Consider the following 20,259-nt stretch of genomic DNA (forward strand, 5'->3'; position numbering starts at 1 on the left):
CGGCACAACCGGCTACTTCGGAAGATAGGGTAGTTATCGGGCACAGTTGGACAAACGGAACTTATGGCCCAACTTGGGTCATTCGTTTGCCCCGATTGTCAGCTGAGCGCCGCCTCCGCAGCGGCCAGGAACGCGTCGTTCTCGGCCGGGGTGCCGATGGTGACCCGGACCCCGTCCCCGGCGAACGGCCGCACGATCACGCCGCGCGCCTCGCACGCCTTGCCGAACGCCACGGCCCGCTCGCCCAGCGGCAGCCAGACGAAGTTGGCCTGGCTCGTCGGCACCTCGGGCACGAACTTGCGCAGCGCCTCGGTGACCCGGTCCCGCTCGGCGACGACCAGGGCGCAGCGGCGCTCCATCTCCGCCACCTGGGTCAGCGCGGCGAGCGCCCCGGCCTGGGCTGCCGTGCTGCTGGAGAACGGGGTCGCCACCTTGCGGATGGCGGCGGCCACCACTGGCTGGGCAACCAACCAGCCCATCCGCAGCCCGGCGAGCCCCCACGCCTTCGACAGCGTGCGCAACACCGCCACGTTGGGCCGGTCCAGGTAGTCGAGACCGTCCGGTACCTCCGCGTCGGTGACGAACTCCCGGTACGCCTCGTCGATCACCACCAGTACGTCGTCCGGCACGGCGTCGAGGAACCGGTCCAACTCGGCTCGGCGCAGCGCCGTACCCGTGGGGTTGTTCGGGTTGCAGACAAAAATCACGCGGGTGCGGTCGGTCACCGCCGCGGCCATCGCCGCCAGGTCGTGCCCGTGCCCGGCGTCGTTGGGCACCCGCACGCTGGTCGCGCCGCTGGTCGCCACGATGATCGGGTACGCCTCGAAGGACCGCCAGGAGTAGAGCACCTCGTCGCCCGGCAGGCAGGTGGCCCGCACCAGGTGCTCGGCGAGCGCCACCGAACCGCATCCGGTGGCAATCCGGTCGGCGTTCACCCCGTACCGCTCGGCCAGCGCGTCCCGCAGCGCGACCACGCCCATGTCCGGGTAGCGATGCGAGGTGGTGATCGCCTCGGTGACCGCCTCCACCACGCCGGGCAGCGGCCCGTACGGCACCTCGTTGCTGGCCAGCTTGATGGCCTCCGGCAGGCCCAACTCCCGGGCCAGGTCGGCGGGGCTGCGCCCCGGCACGTAGCTAGGCAGCGCGTCCAGGTCGACGCGGGTCAGCCGCAGCGCCGGCTGGTGACGTCCGGAGTCGGTCATGGGGTGTCTCCCGGGGGCTGGTTACGGTCGTTCGAGAGGGCGGTATCGGTGTGGTGGGGGACTTCGACGACCACCGTCTGCGCGCGCCTGTCGTGCAGCGCCTGACGCAGGGGGTGGTCGAAGAGGGGGGAGAGAGCGTCGACCAGTTGCAGCACCAGGCCGAGCCCGGCGCAGTACCACAGCAGAGTCGGCAGGCCCATCGTGCTCCACCGGCTCAGCGCCCGGCGGACGCCCAGCGGCTGGTCGGCGGCCATCGGTACCGCCCGGATCCGCATCACCCGCTTGCCGACGGTCTGCCCGCCGGAGGCCATGGTCGGCACCTCGTACGCCAGCCAGAGCGCGGTGGCGATCAGCAGGATCGCCACCAGCAGAGAATTTGCCTGCTCGCTGGGGATCGGCAGTCCGTCGGCGGAGGTGTCGCCGCGCGACGCGCGCCGGAAGACCTCCTGCCAGTACGGCGCCCACTCCTGCGCCCAGCGCCAGACGAACCAGCCGTTGACGACCACGTTCAGTGCGAAGACCAGGCCGAAGTCGATCAGCCGGGCGACGAGCCGACGGCCGTAGCCGGCCAGCCTGAGGCCGTGCGGTCGCGGCTCGGGCGGCCGTCCGGGCCAGCCGGGGTGGCCGGGCGGCGGCGCCCAGCCGGGAGGGGCACCCGGCGGAGTCCAGCCCGGCGGACCGCCCTGCGGGCCCCAGCCGGGAGGCCCGGCCTGTGGTCCCCAGCCCGGGCCGTGGCCCGGTTGCGGGCCGTGCCCCTGGGGTGGGCCCTGCTGGGGTGACCAGCCCGGTGCCCCGGTCGCCGAGTCGGGGGTCGTCGACGCCGCAGGCGCGGCCGGGGTGACCGGCGCGGGCGGTGGCTCGGCCGGCGGCGGGCCGTCCGGCGGGGTCGCGTCGACGGGAATGGGCGCACCGAGCCAGCCCTCGCCGTCCCAGTAACGCCGGGTCTCGGTGTCGGCGGGGTCGACGTACCACCCAGGTTGAACGCTCACGCCGTCGCTCCGCTTCGCTTCGCGACGGCGCGAGGCGCCACGCTACTGAGCCTGCTGGTCCGCTCGCTGCGCTCGCTCACTGGGACACCTTAACGACGACCGTCTCGGCGAACTTGTCGTGGAGGCACTGCTGCCACGGCTTGTCCCAGAGCTGCCACAACCCGTCCAGGTAGCTCAGCCCCGGAAAAAAGCCAGAGAGCTGCTGCACCAGGAACCGCTTCGCGGCGGCTCGGCGGTCGAGGGAGCGTGTCGGGTCCAACGGCACGATCCGCAGCTTCATCATCTTTTTGCCGAGGGTCTGGCCGGTCTTGAACATCATCTCGACGTGATAGACGTACGCCAGTACGAGCGAGACCACGATGATTCCGAGGTCCAGCCACAGCAGGGGCAGCAGGAGGTCGCGGACGAAGTCGGCCTCGCGGAGCGAGCCGTCCGGCGCGAACAGGGCGACGTCGGGCGCGACGACAACAAGGAAGATGATCGCCGCGGGCACAGTGAGCACCAGGCCGACCACCACGAAGACCGCGCAGTCGAGCAACAAGGCCAGTAGCCGATCGCTGAAGCTGGCCAGCGGCTGTCCGCCCGGGGTCAGCGTCGGGGGCGGGGCCACCGGTCGCGGTGGCCCGGCGTAGAGCGGCGGCGGGGCGTACCCGGGCGGGGCGTACTGCGGCGGCGCGGCGTACCCGTGGGGGTGTGGGCCGGGTTGCGGCGCGAAGCCGCCGGCCGTGGGTGGGGGCCCACCGGCCGGCGGCATCGGGTACGACGGAGGTTGCGTCACGCTCGCAAGTGTTACAGGTTGCCGCGGGCTTCCTGCTCCCGCTCGATCGCCTGGAAGAGCGCCTTGAAGTTGCCCTTGCCGAAGCCCAGCGAGCCGTGCCGCTCGATCAGCTCGAAGAAGACAGTGGGACGGTCCTGCACCGGCTTGGTGAAGATCTGGAGCAGGTAGCCGTCCTCGTCCCGGTCGACCAGGATCTTGCGGGACTTCAGCTCCTCGATCGGCACCCGCACCTTGCCGATTCGCTCGCGCAGCTCCGGGTCGTCGTAGTACGAGTCCGGGGTGTCCAGGAAGTCGACACCGGCGGCGCGCATCGCGTCGACGCTGGCCAGGATGTCGTTGGTGGCGACGGCGATGTGCTGCGCGCCCGGGCCCTGGTAGAACTCCAGGTACTCGTCGATCTGGGACTTCTTGCGGGCGATCGCCGGCTCGTTGAGCGGGAACTTCACCTTGCGGGTGCCGTTCGCCACGACCTTGCTCATCAGCGCCGAGTAGTCGGTGGCGATGTCGTCGCCGACGAACTCCGCCATGTTGGAGAAGCCCATCACCCGCTTGTAGAACTCGACCCACTCGTCCATCCGGCCCAGCTCCACGTTGCCGACCACGTGGTCGACGGCCTGGAAGAAGCGCTTCGGCTGGATGCCGGCGTCGATCATCGGCTGCCGGTCCACGATCGGGCCCCGAGCCACGAAGCCGGGCAGGAACGGGCCGGTGTAGCGGGACCGGTCGACCAGCGTGTGCCGGGTGTCGCCGTACGCGGCGATGGCGGCCATCCGGACGGTGCCGTGCTCGTCGGTCACCTCGTGCGGCTCGACGACGCTGGCGGCGCCCTGCGCGATGGCGTGCGCGTACGCGGCGTCCACGTTCGGGACCTCCAGCGCGATGTCGCTGATCCCGTCGCTGTGCCGGGCCACGTGCTCGGCGCCCTCGGCGTCCGGGCGCACCGCGCCGGTGAGCACGAACCGGGCCGAGCCGCTGGTCAGCACGTACTGGGCGTGGTCCCGGTAGCCCTGCTCGGGGCCGCGGTACGCCACGCAGGTCATGCCGAAGGCGGTGGAGTAGTAGTGGGCGGCCTGCTTGGCGTTGCCGACCAGGAAGTGCACGTGGTCGAGGCCCCGGACCGGGAACGGGTCGTGGCTGATGTCGTGGTCGACAGCTCCGACGAGCCGGTCGACGTCGACGTCCTCGGTCGACTGGGGTCGGTCGATCGCCTGGGTCATGGTGGGCTCCCTCGCGTACCGGCCGGCCTTGTGGGCCGCCGTGGTCGGTTCTTGTGGCGAGGATCGCCCTGTCGGCATCGAGTGGGCAACTGTTGCCAGAAATGCTGGTCAGGTTGCGCATTCGGTATGGTCGTCACTCATGAATGGTGAGCAGCATGTACAGCTCGACGCGCTCGACGTGCGCTTGATCGAACTGCTCGCCGAGGAGCCGAGGATCGGGGTGCTGGAGTGCTCCCGGCGGCTCGGGGTGGCCCGGGGCACCGTGCAGGCGAGGCTGGACAAGCTCGTCGAGCGGCGGGTCATCGAGGGCTTCGGCCCCGAGATCGCCCCGGCCGCGATCGGGTTCGGGGTGACCAGCTTCGTGACCCTGGAGATCAGTCAGCGGCACGGCCACGACCCGGTCACCGCTCACCTCGCCGCCATCCCCGAGGTGCTGGAGGCGCACACCATCACCGGCTCCAGCGACCTGCTCTGCCGGATCGTGGCCCGCTCGAACACCGACCTGCAACGGGTCATCGACCAGATCGTCTCGTCCGCCGGCATCACCCGCGCCTCGACGATCATCGCGCTGGCCGAGCAGATTCCCTACCGCACGCTTCCGTTGGTGCGCAGCGCTGTTCGGGCCGATGGAAGGGCGCTGTAACACCTCCGAGCCCAGAAAGCGCGGCGACACGGCGGCGCGGGCGTACAGAAGATCCGTGATCGTGGCTACGGTGTGCGGGTGGCGAAGGGGAGCGTGCGCGGTGGGCTGCTGCTCGGCCTCGCCGTGGTCGTCGCGCTTGCCGCGACCGGCGTGTGGAACCCGTTCCCCGGCTTGTGGGACTGGGTGGACCGCAGCGAACCCATCTCCGAGCCGGACGTGGTCTGGCAGCAACGGGTCGGCGGCACTCCGCGCAGTGTGACCATCGCCGGCGACGCCGTCGTGGTCGAGCAGCGCACCCGCGTCGAGGCTCGCAGCCTGGCCACCGGTACCCAGCTCTGGGAGCGGAAGGCGGACTGGGCGGCGGTCGCCGGCGGCGACCGCGACCCGGTGGTGGCGGTGGGCAAGCTCCTGGTCAAGGGGTACGAGCTGCTCGACCCGACGACCGGGGTGACCCGGCGACGTGACGATGACGCGGTGGCCGTCTGGACGTACCGCAACCTGCTCCTCGACGCCCGGTGCACGGACGCCACCGACTGCACCCTGAGTGCCTGGGACCCGCGTGGCACCGCGCCTCTCTGGACGGCCTTCCTGCCCGGGGTGCACAGCGGCCTGCTCGCCGACAACCCGGGTCTGCGCGGCACCCGGCGGCTCACCGCAACCCGGATCGACGACGGCGTGGCCGGGGCGGAGGCCGCACCACCGCTGCTCGGTTTCCCGGTCGACGGTCGGGTCCACGTGGTCGACACCGCCACCGGCCGGGTGTTGCAGAACGTCGAGCCCGGCCGGGAGGAGCGGCTCTCCGTGGTGGGTGGCCGGCTGCTGCGAATCAACGCCCGCTCCCAGGACGGCACCTGTTACTTCGCCATCTCCGCCCGGGACTCGGCGACCGGGCAGGAGGCCTGGCAGCGGGCCGGCATCAACCTGCGCACCGCCGACTCCGCCGGCTGCGTGCAACGCGAGGACCCGCAGGGTGCGCGGAACGTGCTGATCGGCGTCGCCCCGGACGGCCGCGAGACGGTCATCGACGGGTACGACGGGCGGTTGCTCTGGGTCGGTGAGCCGGGCACCAAGCTGATCGCTGTGGACGACCGTTCGGCGGTGTTCCGGGCCGCCGACAAACGCTCGGTCATCGCCCGTGAGCTGGGCATCGAGAAGGTGCTCTGGACGCGACAGGCCAGCGGCAAGGCCGGGGCCGCGCTCACCCCGTACGCGGCGGTGGTGGCCGACGAGAAGCCGTCCCGGCTGGCGGCACTGGACCCGCGCACCGGCCGGGAGTTGGCCGCCCTGCGTACCTCGGCGAACGCCCTCGCCGTCGGGTCACAGGGGATGATCATCGGCGAGGGGCGGGAGATCGGGTACGTCCGCTTCGGCGCGTCGGGAAGCTCGCCCACCCGACCGCCCGGCGACGGTGGGAATCCCGGGCCGGGCGGCCCCGGCCCCGGCGGGCCGAACAACGGCGACTGCGGGCCGAAGGGCGAACTCTGCCCCGACCCGGGCGGCGGCAAGGATGGCTGAGCGGGCGGTTCGCTTCATGATCCGGAGGGCGGCCGGTCCCGGCACGCCTGCTGGATGAGAGCGGCGTCCCAGGACCCGCCCGGCGGGTGGGAGTGATCGACCGGTCTGCCCTAGGCTTGCCGCTCATGAGCAGTGCCGCCGCATTCTCGTACGCCCCTCTGCTGCCGACCGGCCCGGACCAGACGGACTATCGCCTGGTCACCGACGAGGGCGTGGACGTCGTACACGGCCCGGGGGGCCGCCGGTTCCTCACCGTGGAGCCGGCCGCGCTCACCGCGCTGACCGCCGAGGCGATGCACGACATCGCGCACTTCCTGCGCCCCGCACATCTGGCGCAGCTCCGGGCGATCATCGACGACCCGGCCGCCTCGCCGAACGACCGGTTCGTCGCGCTGGATCTGCTGCGCAACGCCAACATCGCCGCCGGCGGTGTCCTGCCCATGTGCCAGGACACCGGCACCGCCATCGTGATGGGCAAACGCGGCCGGCACGTGCTGACCGACGGTGCCGACGCGGAGGCCATCTCCCGGGGCGTCTACCAGGCGTACACCAAGCTCAACCTGCGCTACTCCCAGCTCGCCCCGCTGACCATGTGGGACGAACGGAACACCGGCAGCAACCTGCCCGCCCAGGTGGACCTGTACGCCGAGGACCCGGACGGGCACCCCGACGCGTACAAGTTCCTTTTCATGGCCAAGGGCGGCGGCTCGGCCAACAAGTCGTACCTCTACCAGGAGACGAAGGCGCTGCTCAATCCAACGCGGATGATGCAGTTCCTGGAGGAGAAGCTGCGGCTGATCGGCACCGCCGCCTGCCCGCCGTACCACCTGGCCATCGTCATCGGCGGCACCTCCGCCGAGTACGCGTTGAAGACCGCGAAGTACGCCAGCGCCAAGTACCTCGACGCGCTGCCGACAGCGGGTTCGATGAGCGCGCACGGCTTCCGCGACCTGGAGCTGGAGGCGGAGGTGCTGGAGCTGACCCGCAACTTCGGCATCGGCGCGCAGTTCGGTGGGCGGTACTTCTGCCACGACGTACGGGTGGTCCGGTTGCCCCGGCACGGCGCGTCCTGCCCGGTGGCGATCGCCGTCTCCTGCTCGGCGGACCGCCAGGCCGTCGCCAAGATCACCCCGTCGGGCGTGTGGCTGGAGCGCCTCGAAACCGACCCGGCGCGGTTCCTGCCCGACGTCACCGACGATGCGCTCGACGCCGAGTTGGTGGTCCGGGTCGACCTGAACCGGCCGATGGACGAGATCCGCGCCGAGCTGTCGAAGTACCCGGTGAAGACGCGCCTCTCGCTCTCCGGGCCGCTCGTGGTCGCCCGGGACATCGCGCACGCCAAGATCGCCGAGCGGTTGGACGCCGGTGAGCCGATGCCGCAGTACCTGCGTGACCACGCGGTCTACTACGCCGGCCCGGCGAAGACCCCCGAGGGGTACGCGTCCGGCTCGTTCGGCCCGACCACCGCCGGCCGGATGGACGCCTACGTGGAGAAGTTCCAGGCCGCCGGCGGCTCCCAGGTGATGCTGGCCAAGGGCAACCGGTCGGGTCAGGTGACTCGCTCCTGCCAGCAGCACGGTGGCTTCTACCTCGGCTCGATCGGCGGCCCTGCGGCCCGCCTCGCCCAGGACTGCATCAAGCACGTCGAGGTGCTCGAATACGCGGAGCTGGGCATGGAGGCGGTCTGGAAGATCGAGGTGGAGGACTTCCCCGCCTTCATCGTGGTCGACGACAAGGGCAACGACTTCTTCGCCGAGGTCACCAAGCCGGTGCTCACCGTCGGCCGCCGCTGACGCGACAGGTACGCGAACGGGCGTCGGGCGAACTCGCCCGGCGCCCGTTCTGTCGCCCGTGCTCTACCGACACCGGTACGCCCGCCCCGCTGGGGTGGGACGGGCGCACCGCCCCCGTCGGATGCCGTCACCGACAACCCGGAATGAGTGTGCCGCGCACCGCTGTCGATCCGCTCTCAGATCACTATCGCCTGACCGAGGCGATCTGTTACCACCGGACTACTCTGCTGGAAGTTGCACCATTGAAGCGGGGGAGTAGATGCGGTTCGGGATCCTGGGGCCCCTGCGAGTGGGCGGTGGCGAGTCCACTGTCACCGCCGGACGCGACCGGATCGTGCTCGCCATGCTGTTGCTGCGGGCCGGCCGGCTCGTGCCGGTCGACGAACTGGTCGACGCGGTGTGGGAGGACCGCCCGCCGGCCACCGCCCGGGCGCAGTTGCAGACCTGCGTGTCGCGGCTGCGCCGCCGGTTCACCGAACTCGAGCTGGCACCGGACCTCATCGTCACCGACCCGGCCGGGTACGGCGTGCGTGCCGGAACGACCGACCTGGACGCCGAGGTCTTCACCCGAACTGTCGAGGCGGCCCGGACCGCCGTCGCGGCCGGCCGGCAGGCCGAGGCGAGTGAACGGTTCCGCGCTGCCCTCGCACTTTGGCGCGGGCCGGCGCTCGGCGGCATCTCCAGCCGCAGCGTCCGCCGTCGGGCGCAGACGCTCGACGAGCAGCGCCTCACAGCACTGGAGGAGTGCGTCGACGTCGAGCTGCGCCTCGGGCAGGCCGCGGAGCTGATCGAGGAGCTGACAGAGAGCGTCGACCAGCATCCGCTGCGGGAGCGTCTGCGTGGCCAACTGATGCTGGCGCTCTCCTCGGTGGGTCGGCAGGCCGACGCGCTCGCGGTCTACCGGGCGGGCCGGCAGTTCTACGCCGACGAGCTGGGCATCGAACCGGGTGCCGCGTTGCAGGCGCTGCACCAACGCGTACTTGCCGGCGACCTGGCACTCACCGGTCCGGAGGAGCGGTCCTTCACCCCGGTCCGGGCGCTGCCCCGGGCGATCAGCGATTTCATCGGACGACAGGAGACGCTCGCCCGGCTGGTGAAGGAGATCGAGGAGGACGACGCCCGCATCCAGCTCGTCGACGGCATGGCAGGCAGCGGGAAGACCACGCTGGCCGTGCACGTCGCCACGGCGCTCGGGGATCGTTACCCCGACGCACACCTCTTCATCGATCTGCACGGGCACAGCGAGCGGGAGCCGTTGCCGGCCACCGCTGCCCTTGCCGTGCTGCTCCGCCAGCTCGGTGTCCCCGGGGACCGGATCCCCGCCGACTCCGACGAACGCGCGGCCCTCTGGCGGAGTCAACTGTCCGGACGGCGGGCGATCGTGGTGCTCGACAACGCCGGCAGCGCCGCTCAGGTCGAGCCGCTGCTGCCCAGTGGCCGGGACACCCTCACCCTGATCACGAGCCGCCGCCGGCTCGCCGGTTTGGACGGCGGCAAGCCGTCGTCGCTGGCCGTGCTGGACCCCGACGAGGCCGTGGAGCTGCTCGGACGGGTGGTGGGCGCCGATCGGGTCGCCGCCGAGCCGGAGGCGGCCGCCGAGGTGACCGCCCGTTGCGGGTACCTGCCGCTGGCGATCCGGCTGGCCGGGGCCAGGCTCGCCCACCGGGCCCGATGGCGGGTCCGCGACCTGGCGGACCGGCTCGGCAGCGGACGGGACACCCTGACCGAGCTGTCGGCCGGCGAACGCTCCGTCGGGCAGGCCTTCGCTTTGTCATACGCGCAGCTCGACCCCGACCAGCAGCGGATGTTCCGGCTGTTGGCGCTGCATCCGGGCGGATTCTTCGATGATCGGGTGACGGCGGCGGTCGTCGACCTTCCGCTGCCGGACGCCCAGGATCTACTGGACAGTCTCGTCGACGCGCACCTCGTCGACGAGCCGGAACCCGGCCGCTTCCGCTTCCACGACCTGATGCGCGAGTACGCCCGACAGCTGGTGGAGACGGTCGAGACAGGTGCACAGCGGACCGCCGCCACGGTGCGACTGCTTGATCACCACCTGCACGTGGCTCACGCCATCGCCAGTCGGATGGAGCCGGTGGCCAGCAGGGCCGTCCTGGTGCTGCCGGAACCTCCCCGAGCCGATCTGGTGCTGGCGTCGGTTCCGGATGGCGTCGGCTGGTTCGATGCCAACCGGGCCGCGCTGCCGGCGCTGGTGCGGTTGGCCGCCGCCGGGGGGCAGCTGGAACGTTGCTGGCAGCTGGCCCGCACGTCCTGGTACTACCTCTTCATGCACGGCCACCTGGACGAGCTGGTGGACATCCACACCGTCGCGTTGCGCGCCGCCGAGCAGCTCGGTGACGCGGGGGCCATCGCCACAGTGCAGAACTACCTCTCGTCGGGTTACTTCCGGCTCGGGCGGTTCCCCGAGGCCATCGAGTTGATGGAGGTCGCGCTCCGACTGCGGCAGCAGCTCGGCGACCGGCGGGGGGAGGCAACGGTCCGCCGGAACCTGGCCGTCGCGTACGGCGCGAACTGGCAACTGGCTCGCGCGATGACCCACTCCGCCGCGGCGCTGGCGCTCGTCTCCGCCGGCGACCAGCCGGCAGAGGTCGTCGCGATGCTCAACAACCAGGCGTTCCTGCTGATTGCATGGGGCCGCTACCCGGAGTCGCGGCTGGTCTCGCGGCGCCAGCTGCGCCTGGCCCGCGAAATCGGGGACATGAACAGCCTGTGCAACGCCCTCGGTCACCTCGGCGCGGTGCGAGCCCGACTCGGCGACTACCCGGGCGCGCGCCGGTTCCTGCGGCTGGCGTTGCAGTTCAAGCGCCGCCAGGTCAACCGCTTCGGCGAGGGCGAGGTCCTCAACGAACTGGGCACCATCGAGCGGATCCTGGGCCGGCCCGAGGCCGCCGCGATGCTGCACCGCGAGGCGCTCGCCGCAGTGACGAAGTCCGGAGACCGCATCACCGCCTGCATGTCGCGCAACCTGCTGGCCCGTGCGCTCCTCGACCAGGGGGACGTGGCCAGCGCGGTTGACCTGCACCGGCGGGTGCTCGCCGATGCCATTCGGTTGGGCGCCCGGCACGAGCAGGCCCACGCGCTGGACGGTATCGCTCGCTGTCTGCGGGACACCGACCCGGGCGGGGCCCGGTCACACTGGTTCCGAGCGCTGGCGCTGCTCCGGCAGATCGAGTCGCCGGACCAGCACGAGGTGGAACGGCTGCTCACCGAGTTGGGCTGACGGATCATCTGCGGGTCGGCCACGGGCGCGGCAGGATGGTACGCGTGACGACTCCAGAGGCGACCGGTTACCGCATCGAACGCGACTCGATGGGCGAGGTGGAGGTGCCCGCCGAGGCGCTGTGGCGGGCACAGACCCAGCGTGCGGTGCAGAATTTCCCGGTTTCCGGCCGGGGCCTCGAACCGGCCCAGATCAAGGCCCTCGCGCAGATCAAGGGCGCGGCGGCCGAGGTCAACGGCGAGCTGGGCGTGGTCGACGCCAACGTGGCCGCCGCCATCGCGGCCGCCGCCGCGCACGTGGCCGACGGTGGTTACGACGACCAGTTCCCGGTGGACGTGTTCCAGACCGGCTCGGGCACCTCGTCGAACATGAACACCAACGAGGTGATCGCGACACTGGCGAGCCGTGAGCTGGGCTCGCCGGTGCACCCGAACGACCACGTCAACGCCTCCCAGTCGAGCAACGACGTCTTCCCGTCCTCGATCCATCTGGCGGCCACACAGTTCATCGTGGAAGACCTGCTGCCGTCGCTGGCGCACCTGGCGTCGGCGTTGGAGGCCAAGGCCGCTGAGTTCGAGACGGTTGTCAAGGCCGGCCGTACCCACCTGATGGACGCCACCCCGGTCACCCTCGGCCAGGAGTTCGGCGGGTACGCCGCCCAGGTCCGCTACGGGATCGAACGGCTGGAGGGCGCGCTGCCCCGACTGGCCGAGCTGCCGCTGGGCGGCACCGCCGTCGGCACCGGGATCAACACACCGCTCGGATTCGCCGCCGCCGTGATCGACAAGCTGCGCGAGTCGACCGGGTTGCCGCTGAGCGAGGCGCGTAACCACTTCGAGGCGCAGGGCGCGCGGGACGCGCTGGTGGAGACCTCGGGGCAGCTGCGGACCGTGGCGATCGGCCTCTACAAGATCGCCAACGATATTCGCTGGATGGGCTCCGGCCCCCGCGCAGGTCTGCGCGAACTGCGCATCCCGGACCTCCAGCCCGGCTCGTCGATCATGCCGGGCAAGGTCAACCCGGTGGTCGCCGAGGCGATGCGGCAGGTCTGCGCCCAGGTCATCGGCAACGACGCGACCGTCGGGTTCGCCGGCTCGCAGGGCGACTTCGAGCTGAACGTGATGCTCCCGGTGATGGGCCGCAACCTGCTGGAATCGATCCGGCTGCTCTCCGCGGTGAGCCGGCTCTTCGCCGACCGGCTGGTGGTCGGCCTGGTCGCGGACGCCGAGGTCTGTCTGGCGTACGCCGAGGGCTCACCGTCGATCGTCACCCCACTTAACCGCTACCTGGGGTACGACGAGGCCGCGTCGATCGCCAAGGAGGCGCTGGCCAAGCAGACCTCGATCCGCGAGGTGGTCATCTCCCGGGGCCACGTCGACTCCGGCAAGCTCACCGAGACTCAGCTCGACGAGACGTTGGACCTGCTCCGGATGACCCACCCCTGACCCGACTCGCCCCGCCCGCGCTCGGCGCTGACCCGCCACGGCCCGCCACGGTCTGCTGCGGTCTGCTGCGGTCTGCCCTGGTCAGGGTAGGTGCCGTGGTCTCGCCCAGCCGAGAAAGCGGGTGAAGAGCGCGGCGGGGTCCGGGCCGTCGTGCGGGTTGAGTCGGTACAGGTCGGCAGCGGCCTCGTGCAGGACAGTGCACAGGTAGATGCTCAACCCGATCCGGTCGTGCGCGTACTCCTGACGCAGGGTGAGTCGGGCGACCGGGCACGGCCAGGGCGCGGCGCAGACCCGGCAGAGCCAGAGCGGGCGCAGCGGCAGGTGCTGTCGACGTGGCGTCGTCGCGCGGTTGTCCGGGGCGATCCGGGACATGGTGAGGCCTTCCTTGACCGGGCTGCGCCGGGATTTGCGGGCGCTGTGCCCACCTGGACGGGGCCGGGCTGCGCCAAGATCGCGCTCGATCCTGGATGTAGTGGCATCCGCACGCCAGGACCCCACTCTTCCCAGGATCGAGCACGATCTTGCGTGGTCGGTCGTGGCTCGCGCCGGTGGTGGCGCGCTCCGGCTGTGGCTGTCCGGGAGGTGGGACCGCCCGGCAGGGGAGCGGGCGGTCCCTTGCGGTGCCGGCAGATCCCGGGGGACGGGGAGCGGCGCCGCGCTTCACAGTCTGGTGATCAGGCGACTACGGTCGGAAGGGTTTGGCCGCGTCGTCATAGTCGCCCTGTTCTGGGTGGCAACGCCGCTGGCGGCCGGCTGGAGATGATCGTCGGCGGGGTGGAGGGCGGGCACGGCATGGCCGATGGACAGATGACGGCGGCGGCGTTCCTGATCGCTGAGCTACGGCGGGCGCGGGCTCGGCGCGGCTGGAGTCAGGACGAGCTGGCCAAGGCGGTCAACTACTCGGCGTCGATGGTCAGCGCCGTCGAGCTGGGTCAGCAGCCGCCCACCGCCAAGTACCTGGAACTCGTCGACAGCGCCCTGGACACCGGCGGCCTCTTCGGCCGGATGTCCACCGAACTGGTCAGCCTGGACCGGGCGCAGCCCTGGCTACGCGGCTGGCAGGCGATCTTCGAGCAGGCGCGCGCGGTTCGGTTGTACGAGCACTGCTACGTGCCGGGGCTCTTTCAAACGGAGGCCTATGCGCGGGCCGTCTTCGAGGCTGGCGGCCTGCTCGCTCCCGACGAGGTTGACCGGCGACTGACCGCCCGGATGGAGCGTCAGGAGATGCTGCATAGCGAGCGTGCGCCGCAGATCGTGGCGGTGTTGGACGAGGCGGTGCTGCGGCGGAGGGTGGGCGGGCGAAAGGTGATGCGCGACCAGACGCGGCACCTGGTTGGCATCGCCACCGCGCACCCTCGGGTCCGGCTGCACGTGGTGCCACGATCCGCCGACGAGTACCCGGGGCTCGGCGGGCCGTTCGCGCTCGCTGCCTTGCCCGACGGCACGGAACTGGCCTATCTGGAGTGCCAGGTTCGCGGCCAGGAGCTGGACCAGCCGCGGGATCTGTTGCGGTTGCAGCGGGTCTGGGAGGCTACCTTGGGCGAAGCCCTGCCTCCGCAGGCGTCCATCGAATTGATGAACGAGGTGGCCGAGTCGTGGAGTTGACCGACGCTCGCTGGCGCAAGAGCACTCGCAGCAACCAGGACAACTTTTGCGTCGAGGTGGCGACGAATCTTGGCGAGGTCGTCGGGGTGCGAGACAGTAAGGACTCGGACGGGCCCGTGCTCGTTGTCGACGCGTACTCCTGGCGGCTCCTCGTGGCCGCGCCCCCGCGCTGACCCGACGCCTCACCCGCGGCGGCGGTCGGGGGTTTCCCGCGCAACTTCACCGAAGTTGCTGCCTCGTTGCGGCCTGAGGCAGCAGTTTCCCCGAAGTTGCGTCGATCTTGGACGGCCCTAGGTAAAAGGGGTCGACGGGGTTCGGGGCGGCACGGATGATCCGGGCTATGGGTGACGACGGCGCGGGTTTTCCGGCGGAGACCGAGCGGCTGCGGTTGCGGCGGCTGACCATTGCCGACGTGGACGCGCTGGTCGAGTTGGACAGCGACCCCGAGGTGATGCGTTTCCTCACCGGCGGTGTGGCGACTTCGCTGGCCACAGTGCGCGACGAGCAGTTGCCGAGGCTGCTGGCCCAGTACGACAGGCATCCGGGGCTGGGTCGGTGGGCGGCGCATGATCGGGAGTCCGGCGAGTTCCTGGGCTGGTTCGCGTTGGACCCGTCGGCGGACGGGACGGAGGCCGAGTTGGGTTATCGGCTGCGCCGCTCGACGTGGGGGCGAGGGCTGGCCACCGAGGGGTCGCGGGCGCTGGTCCGGTACGCCTTCGACATTGTCGGGGTGCGTCGGGTCTGGGCCGAGACGATGACTGTGAACGAGCGCTCCCGGCGGGTGATGGTGAAGGCCGGGCTGCATTACGTGCGGACCTTCCACCTCCAGTGGGAACACCCGATTCCGGGCACCGAGCAGGGCGAGGTGGAGTACGAGGTGCGGGCCGAGGAGTGGGCGACCGTCGGTCAGGAGCGGCCGGCGGCCCGTCGGGCGCGGTAGGCGGTCACCGCGGCGCGGTTGCCGCAGCCGGCCTCGCAGAACCGTCGGGACCGGTTGCGGGACAGGTCGACGACCACGTTGTCGCAGTCCGGGTATTCGCAGATCCGCAGCCGGCTCAGCTCGCCGGCACGAACCAGGTCGGCCATCGCCATGGCGGCCTCGACAGCGATCCGGGTGGCCAGCGGCGCGTCGCGGGGCACGGCGTGCAGGTGGTACGGCTCATCGTCGTGCTCGATGAGCTGGGGCAGCGCCTTGTGTTCCAGCAGCAGACCGTTGACCACCGCGACGATCTCGGGTGGCTCGGCAGACCAGATGCGGCGCAGTTGGGGGCGAAGCTCCCGGACGGCGTGCAGCTCGGCGTCGGTGTGCTCGTGCCGGCCGCTGTAGGAGTAGCGGACGAAGAACGCGTCCAGCGCTGCGATGTCGGGCAGCAACTCACCGTCCCGACCTGCGGTGTTGACCAGCGCCGCGGCGGCGATCAGCGAACACTCGGTGTCATGAGCGAATAGCAACTTGACTCCTGTCATGGCTTCCGCCTAGCGTCATCAGCACAAGGATAGTTTGCCCATGACACGGTGCCCATTGCGAGGAGCGCGACATGCACTCACGACCTGCTGCCGGCGTCGGGTTGGCGCTGCTCTCCGCAGTCACCTTCGCCACCTCCGGCACCTTTGCGCGATCGCTCATCGAGGCCGGCTGGTCAGCCGAGTCCGCGGTGATCGCCCGCGTCGGCGTGGCCGCCCTGGTGCTGGCGATCCCCGCCCTGCTCTCGCTGCGAGGCAGATGGCACGTGCTGCGTAGCAACGCCACGGCCATCGGGCTGTTCGGGCTCCTCGGGGTGGCGCTGGCCCAGGTGTGCTTCTTCAACGCCGTGCGCTACCTGCCGGTCGGTGTCGCGCTGCTGCTGGAATACCTGGGCATCATCCTCGTCGTGGTCTGGATGTGGCTGCGGCACGGGCAGCCGCCCCGCCGGCTCACCGTCGCCGGGTCGGTGGCCGCGCTGGCCGGGCTGGCGTTCGTGCTCGACCTCGCCGGCACCGCCGACTTCCACCCGGTGGGCGTGCTCTGGGGGTTGGGCGCGGCGTTCGGCCTGGCCGGATACTTCGTGCTCGCCGGTCGGGTCGACCCCCGGCTGCCCTCGGTCGCCATGGCCAGCGGTGGAATGGCCGTCGGTGCCGCAGTGCTGCTCCTCATCGGGCTGACCGGCCTGCTGCCGCTGCACGCCACCTTCGGCGAGGTCACCTTCGCCGGGCAGCCCACCAGCTGGTTGGTGCCCATCGCCGGGCTGTCGCTGGTGGCCGCCGTCATCGCGTACCTCGCCGGCATCGCCGGCACCCGGATCCTCGGGCCCCGCCTGTCGTCGTTCGTCGGGCTGACCGAGGTGCTCTTCGCGGTGCTGATCGCCTGGCTGTTCCTGAACGAACTGCCCACCGGCTGGCAGTTGTTCGGCGGTGCGCTGATCGTCGCCGGCGTCGCCCTGGTACGCCTCGACGAACTGCGCGGGTCGCCCTCGACGCCCGCGCCGGTCACGCCCGAGCCCGAGCTGGCGCTTGACGGTCGGTGAGGTTCGACGGTCGGTGAGAGAGTGGGTGTCGTGCTGACCACTGTGGTGTTCGACGCTGACGAAACGCTGTTGGACCTGCGTCCAGCGGTCACAGGCGGGTTGGTGGCCGTGCTCGACGAGATGCGGCGACGCACATCTGGGGCGGCCGGGGTGACGCTCGCCGAACTGGAGTCGGACTGGGGCGCGGTCTTCGGCGAGCTGAAGGCCGCCCCGGTGGCGGAGATCCGGCGCGCCGCACTGGCCCGGTCGCTGGCCCGCGCCGCGCTGGTCGACCACCTGGACGAGATCGCGGACCTCTTCTTCGCCCAGCGCTTCGCTCTCACCCGACCGTTTCCGGACGTACCACCGGCGCTGGCCACGCTGCGCAGCCGGTACACGCTGGGCTTCGCCACCAACGGCAACAGCCGCGCCGAACGGTGCGGGCTCGCCGGCGGGTTCGCCTTCGAGCTGTACGCGCACGAGAACGGCCTGCCCAAGAAGCCTGCCCCGGAGTTCTACGCCGCTGTGGTCGCGGCGGCCGGGGTGCCAGCCGGGCGGATCGTGTACGTCGGCGACTCGTGGGAGCACGACGTGGTGGCGCCCCAGCGGGCCGGCCTGCGATCGGTGTGGCTGAACCGGCTCGGCCTGCCTCGCCCCCTCGGCTGCACGCCCGACGCCGAGGTTTCCAACTTGGCCGAGCTGCCGGCCGCGCTGGCGAACCTCGAACTGGCGAGATTCACGGCCATAACGGGCGCTCAACTGGCGTAATCCGGATCGTTGTTGTGTGATGGCTGCCACGTCCCTCAACGAGAGGATCCGATGTGGTGAGCAAGCGCTTCACCGCCCGTACCGTCGCGATCGCGGCTGTGCTGGCACTCACGGCCACGGGGTTGGGTGTGCCGGCCAACGCCGCGCCGAGCGACTCCCGCACCTTCACGGTCGTCGCCGAGGATGGCGTCGCCACCGACACGGCCGTCGCCGCGATCCGGGCAGCTGGCGGCACTGTGGTGTCCCGGTCCGACGAAGTCGGCATGTTCCAGGTCAGCAGCGACCGGGCCGACTTCGCGACCAGAGCGACCGCCGCGCCGACGCTGATCGGCGCCGCCGAGCAGAAGGCCATCGGCCGCAAGCCGAAGCTGGACCGGGTCGAGCAGGAGCACCTGCTGGCCGCCGCCGGTGCTCGTGCCGGTGCTGCCGGTGCTGCCAAGAAGGGCGCCAAGCTCGATCCGCTCGACGACAAGCTGTGGGGCCTGGAGATGATCCGGGCCGACAAGGCCCGCAAGATCGAACCGGGTGACCGTCGGGTGACCGTCGGCGTACTGGACACCGGCGTCGACGCCAGCAACCCGGACATCGCGCCGAACTTCAACTGGTCGCTGTCGCGCAACTTCGCCCCCGACCTGACCGACGTGGACGGCCCCTGCGAGGTGCAGAGCTGCCTCGACCCGGTCGGCACCGACGACGGCGGGCACGGCACCCACGTGGCCGGCACCATCGGCGCTGCGGCCAACGGCTTCGGCCTCTCCGGCGTCGCCCCGAACGTCTCGCTGGTCGAGCTCAAGGGTGGCCAGGACTCCGGCTACTTTTTCCTCGACCCGGTCGTCAACGCCCTGGTCTACGCCGGCCGGTCCGGGATCGACGTGGTGAACATGTCGTTCTACGTCGACCCGTGGCTGTACAACTGCACCGCCAACCCGGCCGACTCGCCCGAGGACCAGGCCGAGCAGCGGGCCATCATCAAGGCGATGAAGCGGGCGCTGGTCTTCGCGCACAACAAGGGCGTGACCCTCGTCGGTGCGCTCGGCAACAACAACGAGGACCTGGGCGCGCCGCGCACCGACGTCACGAGCCCTGACTACGGTGCCGACCCGTACCCCCGACCGATCGACAACGAGAGCTGCTGGGACCTGCCCACCGAAGGCCCGCACGTGATTGGTGTGTCGTCGGTTGGCCCGTCCGGCAAGAAGTCGGACTTCTCCAACTACGGCACCGAGCAGATCTCGGTCGCCGCGCCGGGAGGTTGGTTCCGGGATGGCTTCGGCACCGACACCTTCCGTACCGACGCCAACATGATCCTCTCCTCGTACCCGAAGCACGTGCTTCAGGAGGAGGAATCGGTCGACGCCGACGGCAACATCGTCGCCGGCTTCGAGAATTCGGTCTTCAAGCAGTGCAAGGCCAACGGTGAGTGCGGCTACTACACGTACCTCCAGGGCACCTCGATGGCGTCCCCGCACGCCGCCGGTGTGGCCGCGCTGATCGTCAGCCGGCACGGCAAGGCGCAGGGTCGGACTGGCTTCGGGATGTCGCCGGACCAGGTCGAGCAGCACCTCTACCGCACGGCCGCCGAGCACGCGTGCCCGGAGCCGCGCCTCCAGCAGTACCGCAACGAGGGCCGGGACGAGACCTACGACGCGTACTGCGCCGGAGGGGTCAACTTCAACGGCTTCTACGGCTACGGCATCGTCGACGCCTACGCGGCGGTGAAGACCCCGCTCAAGCCGAACGCCCGCCCGTAGCGCACATCGCACTACGGAGGTGGCCCAACCGCCACCGCCTTCGGGGCCCGGTCGACACCTCGTCGACCGGGCCCTGCGGTCGTCCGGGCCCGTTGTCCCGGGCCGCCGCCGCCCAGCGCCCATCATGATCGACTCGGTTTCCTGGAAGGCGCGGTGTTGGTGCCTGAAGGATGGCGCGGTTTCCAGGAATCCGAGGTGATCCTGGTCATCTGGACGATCCCTGTCGCCAGCCGCGGCTGACCAGCGCGTCGCGTACCTCACGAAGCACCGCCGGGAACTCGCCGTGCAGCCGCCGGCTGGTCACGTGCAGGATCAGCCAACCCGCGCCGACCAGCTGATTCAGCCGACGGCGGTCGCGGTCCAGCTGCTCCACGTCGGAGTGCCACTTGCCGTCGTACTCCACCGCCACCCGATATTGCGGCCAGGCCAGGTCGGGGTGCAGAACAACGCCGGTGGGCAGGCGTACCGAATGTTGAACGGCCGGGCGCGGCAGCCCGCCCAGCACCAACCGCACGCGCAGGTGTGACTCCGGCGGGGACTCGGCGCCGCCGTCGGCCAGGTCGAACACCCAACGTGCTCGTCGCGCGCCCGGCCGATCAGCATTGCGGGCAGCCATGGCGGCCAGGGTGTCGCGATCGGCCAGCCCCTGCCCGAGCAGCGAATCGACGATGGCGACCGCCCGGACCGGGTCGAGCCAGACAGCCGTCTCCCAGGCGGCCCGGCCGGGGTCGGAGCGGGGGATCGGAAGGTCCCGCTCGCTGGGACTGGTCGCCGACCACCTATCGCCCCGGCCGGCCGCGACCATGCCCCCTGCTCCGACGGACACGGT

18 protein-coding genes are annotated in these 20,259 nt (G+C 70.9%); 11 read left to right on the forward strand and 7 right to left on the reverse strand.

What is annotated here, in order from left to right; genetic code table 11:
• Positions 1-98: 98 nt before the first annotated feature.
• The 4 genes from hisC to hppD form a co-directional block, all read right to left on the reverse strand.
• Complete coding sequence (hisC, locus tag ACLJOK_RS32735) at positions 99-1,202, reverse strand: histidinol-phosphate transaminase (RefSeq protein ID WP_410822339.1); 1,104 nt, start codon at positions 1,200-1,202, stop codon at positions 99-101.
• Complete coding sequence (locus ACLJOK_RS32740) at positions 1,199-2,191, reverse strand: RDD family protein (RefSeq protein ID WP_410822341.1); 993 nt, start codon at positions 2,189-2,191, stop codon at positions 1,199-1,201. The genes hisC and ACLJOK_RS32740 overlap by 4 nt, the downstream gene beginning before the upstream one ends.
• Positions 2,192-2,267: 76 nt before the next feature.
• The gene (locus ACLJOK_RS32745; protein WP_410822342.1) at positions 2,268-2,969 is read right to left on the reverse strand and encodes an RDD family protein; all 702 of its coding nucleotides are present in this window, start codon (positions 2,967-2,969) and stop codon (positions 2,268-2,270) included.
• An 11-nt stretch (positions 2,970-2,980) separates the two neighbouring features.
• Positions 2,981-4,186 carry a 4-hydroxyphenylpyruvate dioxygenase gene (hppD, locus tag ACLJOK_RS32750; RefSeq protein ID WP_145789857.1) on the reverse strand — a complete coding sequence of 402 codons (1,206 nt, stop codon included), beginning with the start codon at positions 4,184-4,186 and terminating at the stop codon, positions 2,981-2,983.
• Between the two features lie 139 nt (positions 4,187-4,325).
• Here hppD and ACLJOK_RS32755 point away from each other — a divergent pair, with 139 nt between their 5' ends.
• From ACLJOK_RS32755 to ACLJOK_RS32775, 5 genes are all read left to right on the forward strand, one after another.
• The gene (locus tag ACLJOK_RS32755; protein WP_410822343.1) at positions 4,326-4,829 is read left to right on the forward strand and encodes an Lrp/AsnC family transcriptional regulator; all 504 of its coding nucleotides are present in this window, start codon (positions 4,326-4,328) and stop codon (positions 4,827-4,829) included.
• A gap of 72 nt (positions 4,830-4,901) precedes the next feature.
• Positions 4,902-6,344: a PQQ-binding-like beta-propeller repeat protein gene (locus ACLJOK_RS32760; protein ID WP_410822345.1), complete on the forward strand. Its 1,443-nt coding sequence runs from the start codon at positions 4,902-4,904 to the stop codon at positions 6,342-6,344.
• Positions 6,345-6,469: 125 nt separating this feature from the next.
• Positions 6,470-8,137 (forward strand): fumarate hydratase, encoded by a 1,668-nt coding sequence (locus ACLJOK_RS32765; protein ID WP_030490011.1) that lies wholly within the window; start codon positions 6,470-6,472, stop codon positions 8,135-8,137.
• A gap of 259 nt (positions 8,138-8,396) precedes the next feature.
• Entirely contained in the window at positions 8,397-11,378 is a 2,982-nt protein-coding gene (locus tag ACLJOK_RS32770) for a BTAD domain-containing putative transcriptional regulator (protein ID WP_410822346.1), read from the forward strand.
• 35 nt (positions 11,379-11,413) lie between these two features.
• Positions 11,414-12,823: a class II fumarate hydratase gene (locus tag ACLJOK_RS32775; RefSeq protein WP_410822347.1), complete on the forward strand. Its 1,410-nt coding sequence runs from the start codon at positions 11,414-11,416 to the stop codon at positions 12,821-12,823.
• Between the two features lie 81 nt (positions 12,824-12,904).
• On the opposite strand, the gene ACLJOK_RS32780 is transcribed toward ACLJOK_RS32775, so the two are convergent.
• Entirely contained in the window at positions 12,905-13,195 is a 291-nt protein-coding gene (locus tag ACLJOK_RS32780; protein ID WP_410822348.1) for a hypothetical protein, read from the reverse strand.
• A gap of 420 nt (positions 13,196-13,615) precedes the next feature.
• Here ACLJOK_RS32780 and ACLJOK_RS32785 point away from each other — a divergent pair, with 420 nt between their 5' ends.
• The 3 genes from ACLJOK_RS32785 (at position 13,616) to ACLJOK_RS32795 (ending at position 15,368) form a co-directional block, all read left to right on the forward strand.
• Entirely contained in the window at positions 13,616-14,428 is an 813-nt protein-coding gene (locus tag ACLJOK_RS32785) for a helix-turn-helix domain-containing protein (protein ID WP_410822349.1), read from the forward strand.
• Entirely contained in the window at positions 14,419-14,601 is a 183-nt protein-coding gene (locus ACLJOK_RS32790) for a DUF397 domain-containing protein (protein WP_410822350.1), read from the forward strand. Before ACLJOK_RS32785 ends, ACLJOK_RS32790 begins: the two co-directional genes overlap by 10 nt.
• A 167-nt stretch (positions 14,602-14,768) precedes the next feature.
• The gene (locus ACLJOK_RS32795; RefSeq protein WP_410822351.1) at positions 14,769-15,368 is read left to right on the forward strand and encodes a GNAT family N-acetyltransferase; all 600 of its coding nucleotides are present in this window, start codon (positions 14,769-14,771) and stop codon (positions 15,366-15,368) included.
• Here ACLJOK_RS32795 and ACLJOK_RS32800 read toward each other — a convergent pair.
• Complete coding sequence (locus ACLJOK_RS32800) at positions 15,335-15,880, reverse strand: CGNR zinc finger domain-containing protein (RefSeq protein WP_410822352.1); 546 nt, start codon at positions 15,878-15,880, stop codon at positions 15,335-15,337. The genes ACLJOK_RS32795 and ACLJOK_RS32800 overlap by 34 nt on opposite strands.
• An 86-nt stretch (positions 15,881-15,966) precedes the next feature.
• Between ACLJOK_RS32800 and ACLJOK_RS32805 the strand changes: the two genes are divergently transcribed.
• The 3 genes from ACLJOK_RS32805 to ACLJOK_RS32815 are packed head-to-tail and all read left to right on the forward strand — an operon-like array spanning position 15,967 to position 19,430.
• Positions 15,967-16,932 (forward strand): EamA family transporter, encoded by a 966-nt coding sequence (locus ACLJOK_RS32805; protein WP_410822353.1) that lies wholly within the window; start codon positions 15,967-15,969, stop codon positions 16,930-16,932.
• Positions 16,933-16,962: 30 nt separating this feature from the next.
• Positions 16,963-17,679, forward strand: a complete 717-nt coding sequence (locus ACLJOK_RS32810) for an HAD family hydrolase (RefSeq protein WP_410822425.1) — start codon at positions 16,963-16,965, stop codon at positions 17,677-17,679.
• A 56-nt stretch (positions 17,680-17,735) separates the two neighbouring features.
• Positions 17,736-19,430 carry a S8 family serine peptidase gene (locus ACLJOK_RS32815; protein ID WP_410822354.1) on the forward strand — a complete coding sequence of 565 codons (1,695 nt, stop codon included), beginning with the start codon at positions 17,736-17,738 and terminating at the stop codon, positions 19,428-19,430.
• Positions 19,431-19,635: 205 nt separating this feature from the next.
• On the opposite strand, the gene ACLJOK_RS32820 is transcribed toward ACLJOK_RS32815, so the two are convergent.
• Positions 19,636-20,235 (reverse strand): endonuclease domain-containing protein, encoded by a 600-nt coding sequence (locus tag ACLJOK_RS32820; protein WP_410822355.1) that lies wholly within the window; start codon positions 20,233-20,235, stop codon positions 19,636-19,638.
• Between the last annotated feature and the right edge of the window lie 24 nt (positions 20,236-20,259).

The sequence above is a fragment of the Micromonospora sp. 050-3 genome, assembly GCF_046549335.1.
Taxonomy (GTDB): Bacteria; Actinomycetota; Actinomycetes; order Mycobacteriales; family Micromonosporaceae; genus Micromonospora; species Micromonospora trifolii.

What these genes read in the sequence shown, in the direction of transcription:
- ACLJOK_RS32775 (WP_410822347.1), top strand. Translation starts at nt 11,414, where the DNA reads ATGGTACGCGTGACGACTCCAGAGGCGACCGGTTACCGCATCGAACGC.
- ACLJOK_RS32785 (WP_410822349.1), top strand. Translation starts at nt 13,616, where the DNA reads ATGGCCGATGGACAGATGACGGCGGCGGCGTTCCTGATCGCTGAGCTA.
- ACLJOK_RS32805 (WP_410822353.1), top strand. Translation starts at nt 15,967, where the DNA reads ATGCACTCACGACCTGCTGCCGGCGTCGGGTTGGCGCTGCTCTCCGCA.
- ACLJOK_RS32795 (WP_410822351.1), top strand. Translation starts at nt 14,769, where the DNA reads ATGGGTGACGACGGCGCGGGTTTTCCGGCGGAGACCGAGCGGCTGCGG.
- ACLJOK_RS32770 (WP_410822346.1), top strand. Translation starts at nt 8,397, where the DNA reads ATGCGGTTCGGGATCCTGGGGCCCCTGCGAGTGGGCGGTGGCGAGTCC.
- hisC (WP_410822339.1), bottom strand. Translation starts at nt 1,202, where the DNA reads ATGACCGACTCCGGACGTCACCAGCCGGCGCTGCGGCTGACCCGCGTC.
- ACLJOK_RS32755 (WP_410822343.1), top strand. Translation starts at nt 4,326, where the DNA reads ATGAATGGTGAGCAGCATGTACAGCTCGACGCGCTCGACGTGCGCTTG.
- ACLJOK_RS32780 (WP_410822348.1), bottom strand. Translation starts at nt 13,195, where the DNA reads ATGTCCCGGATCGCCCCGGACAACCGCGCGACGACGCCACGTCGACAG.
- ACLJOK_RS32820 (WP_410822355.1), bottom strand. Translation starts at nt 20,235, where the DNA reads ATGGTCGCGGCCGGCCGGGGCGATAGGTGGTCGGCGACCAGTCCCAGC.
- hppD (WP_145789857.1), bottom strand. Translation starts at nt 4,186, where the DNA reads ATGACCCAGGCGATCGACCGACCCCAGTCGACCGAGGACGTCGACGTC.
- ACLJOK_RS32765 (WP_030490011.1), top strand. Translation starts at nt 6,470, where the DNA reads ATGAGCAGTGCCGCCGCATTCTCGTACGCCCCTCTGCTGCCGACCGGC.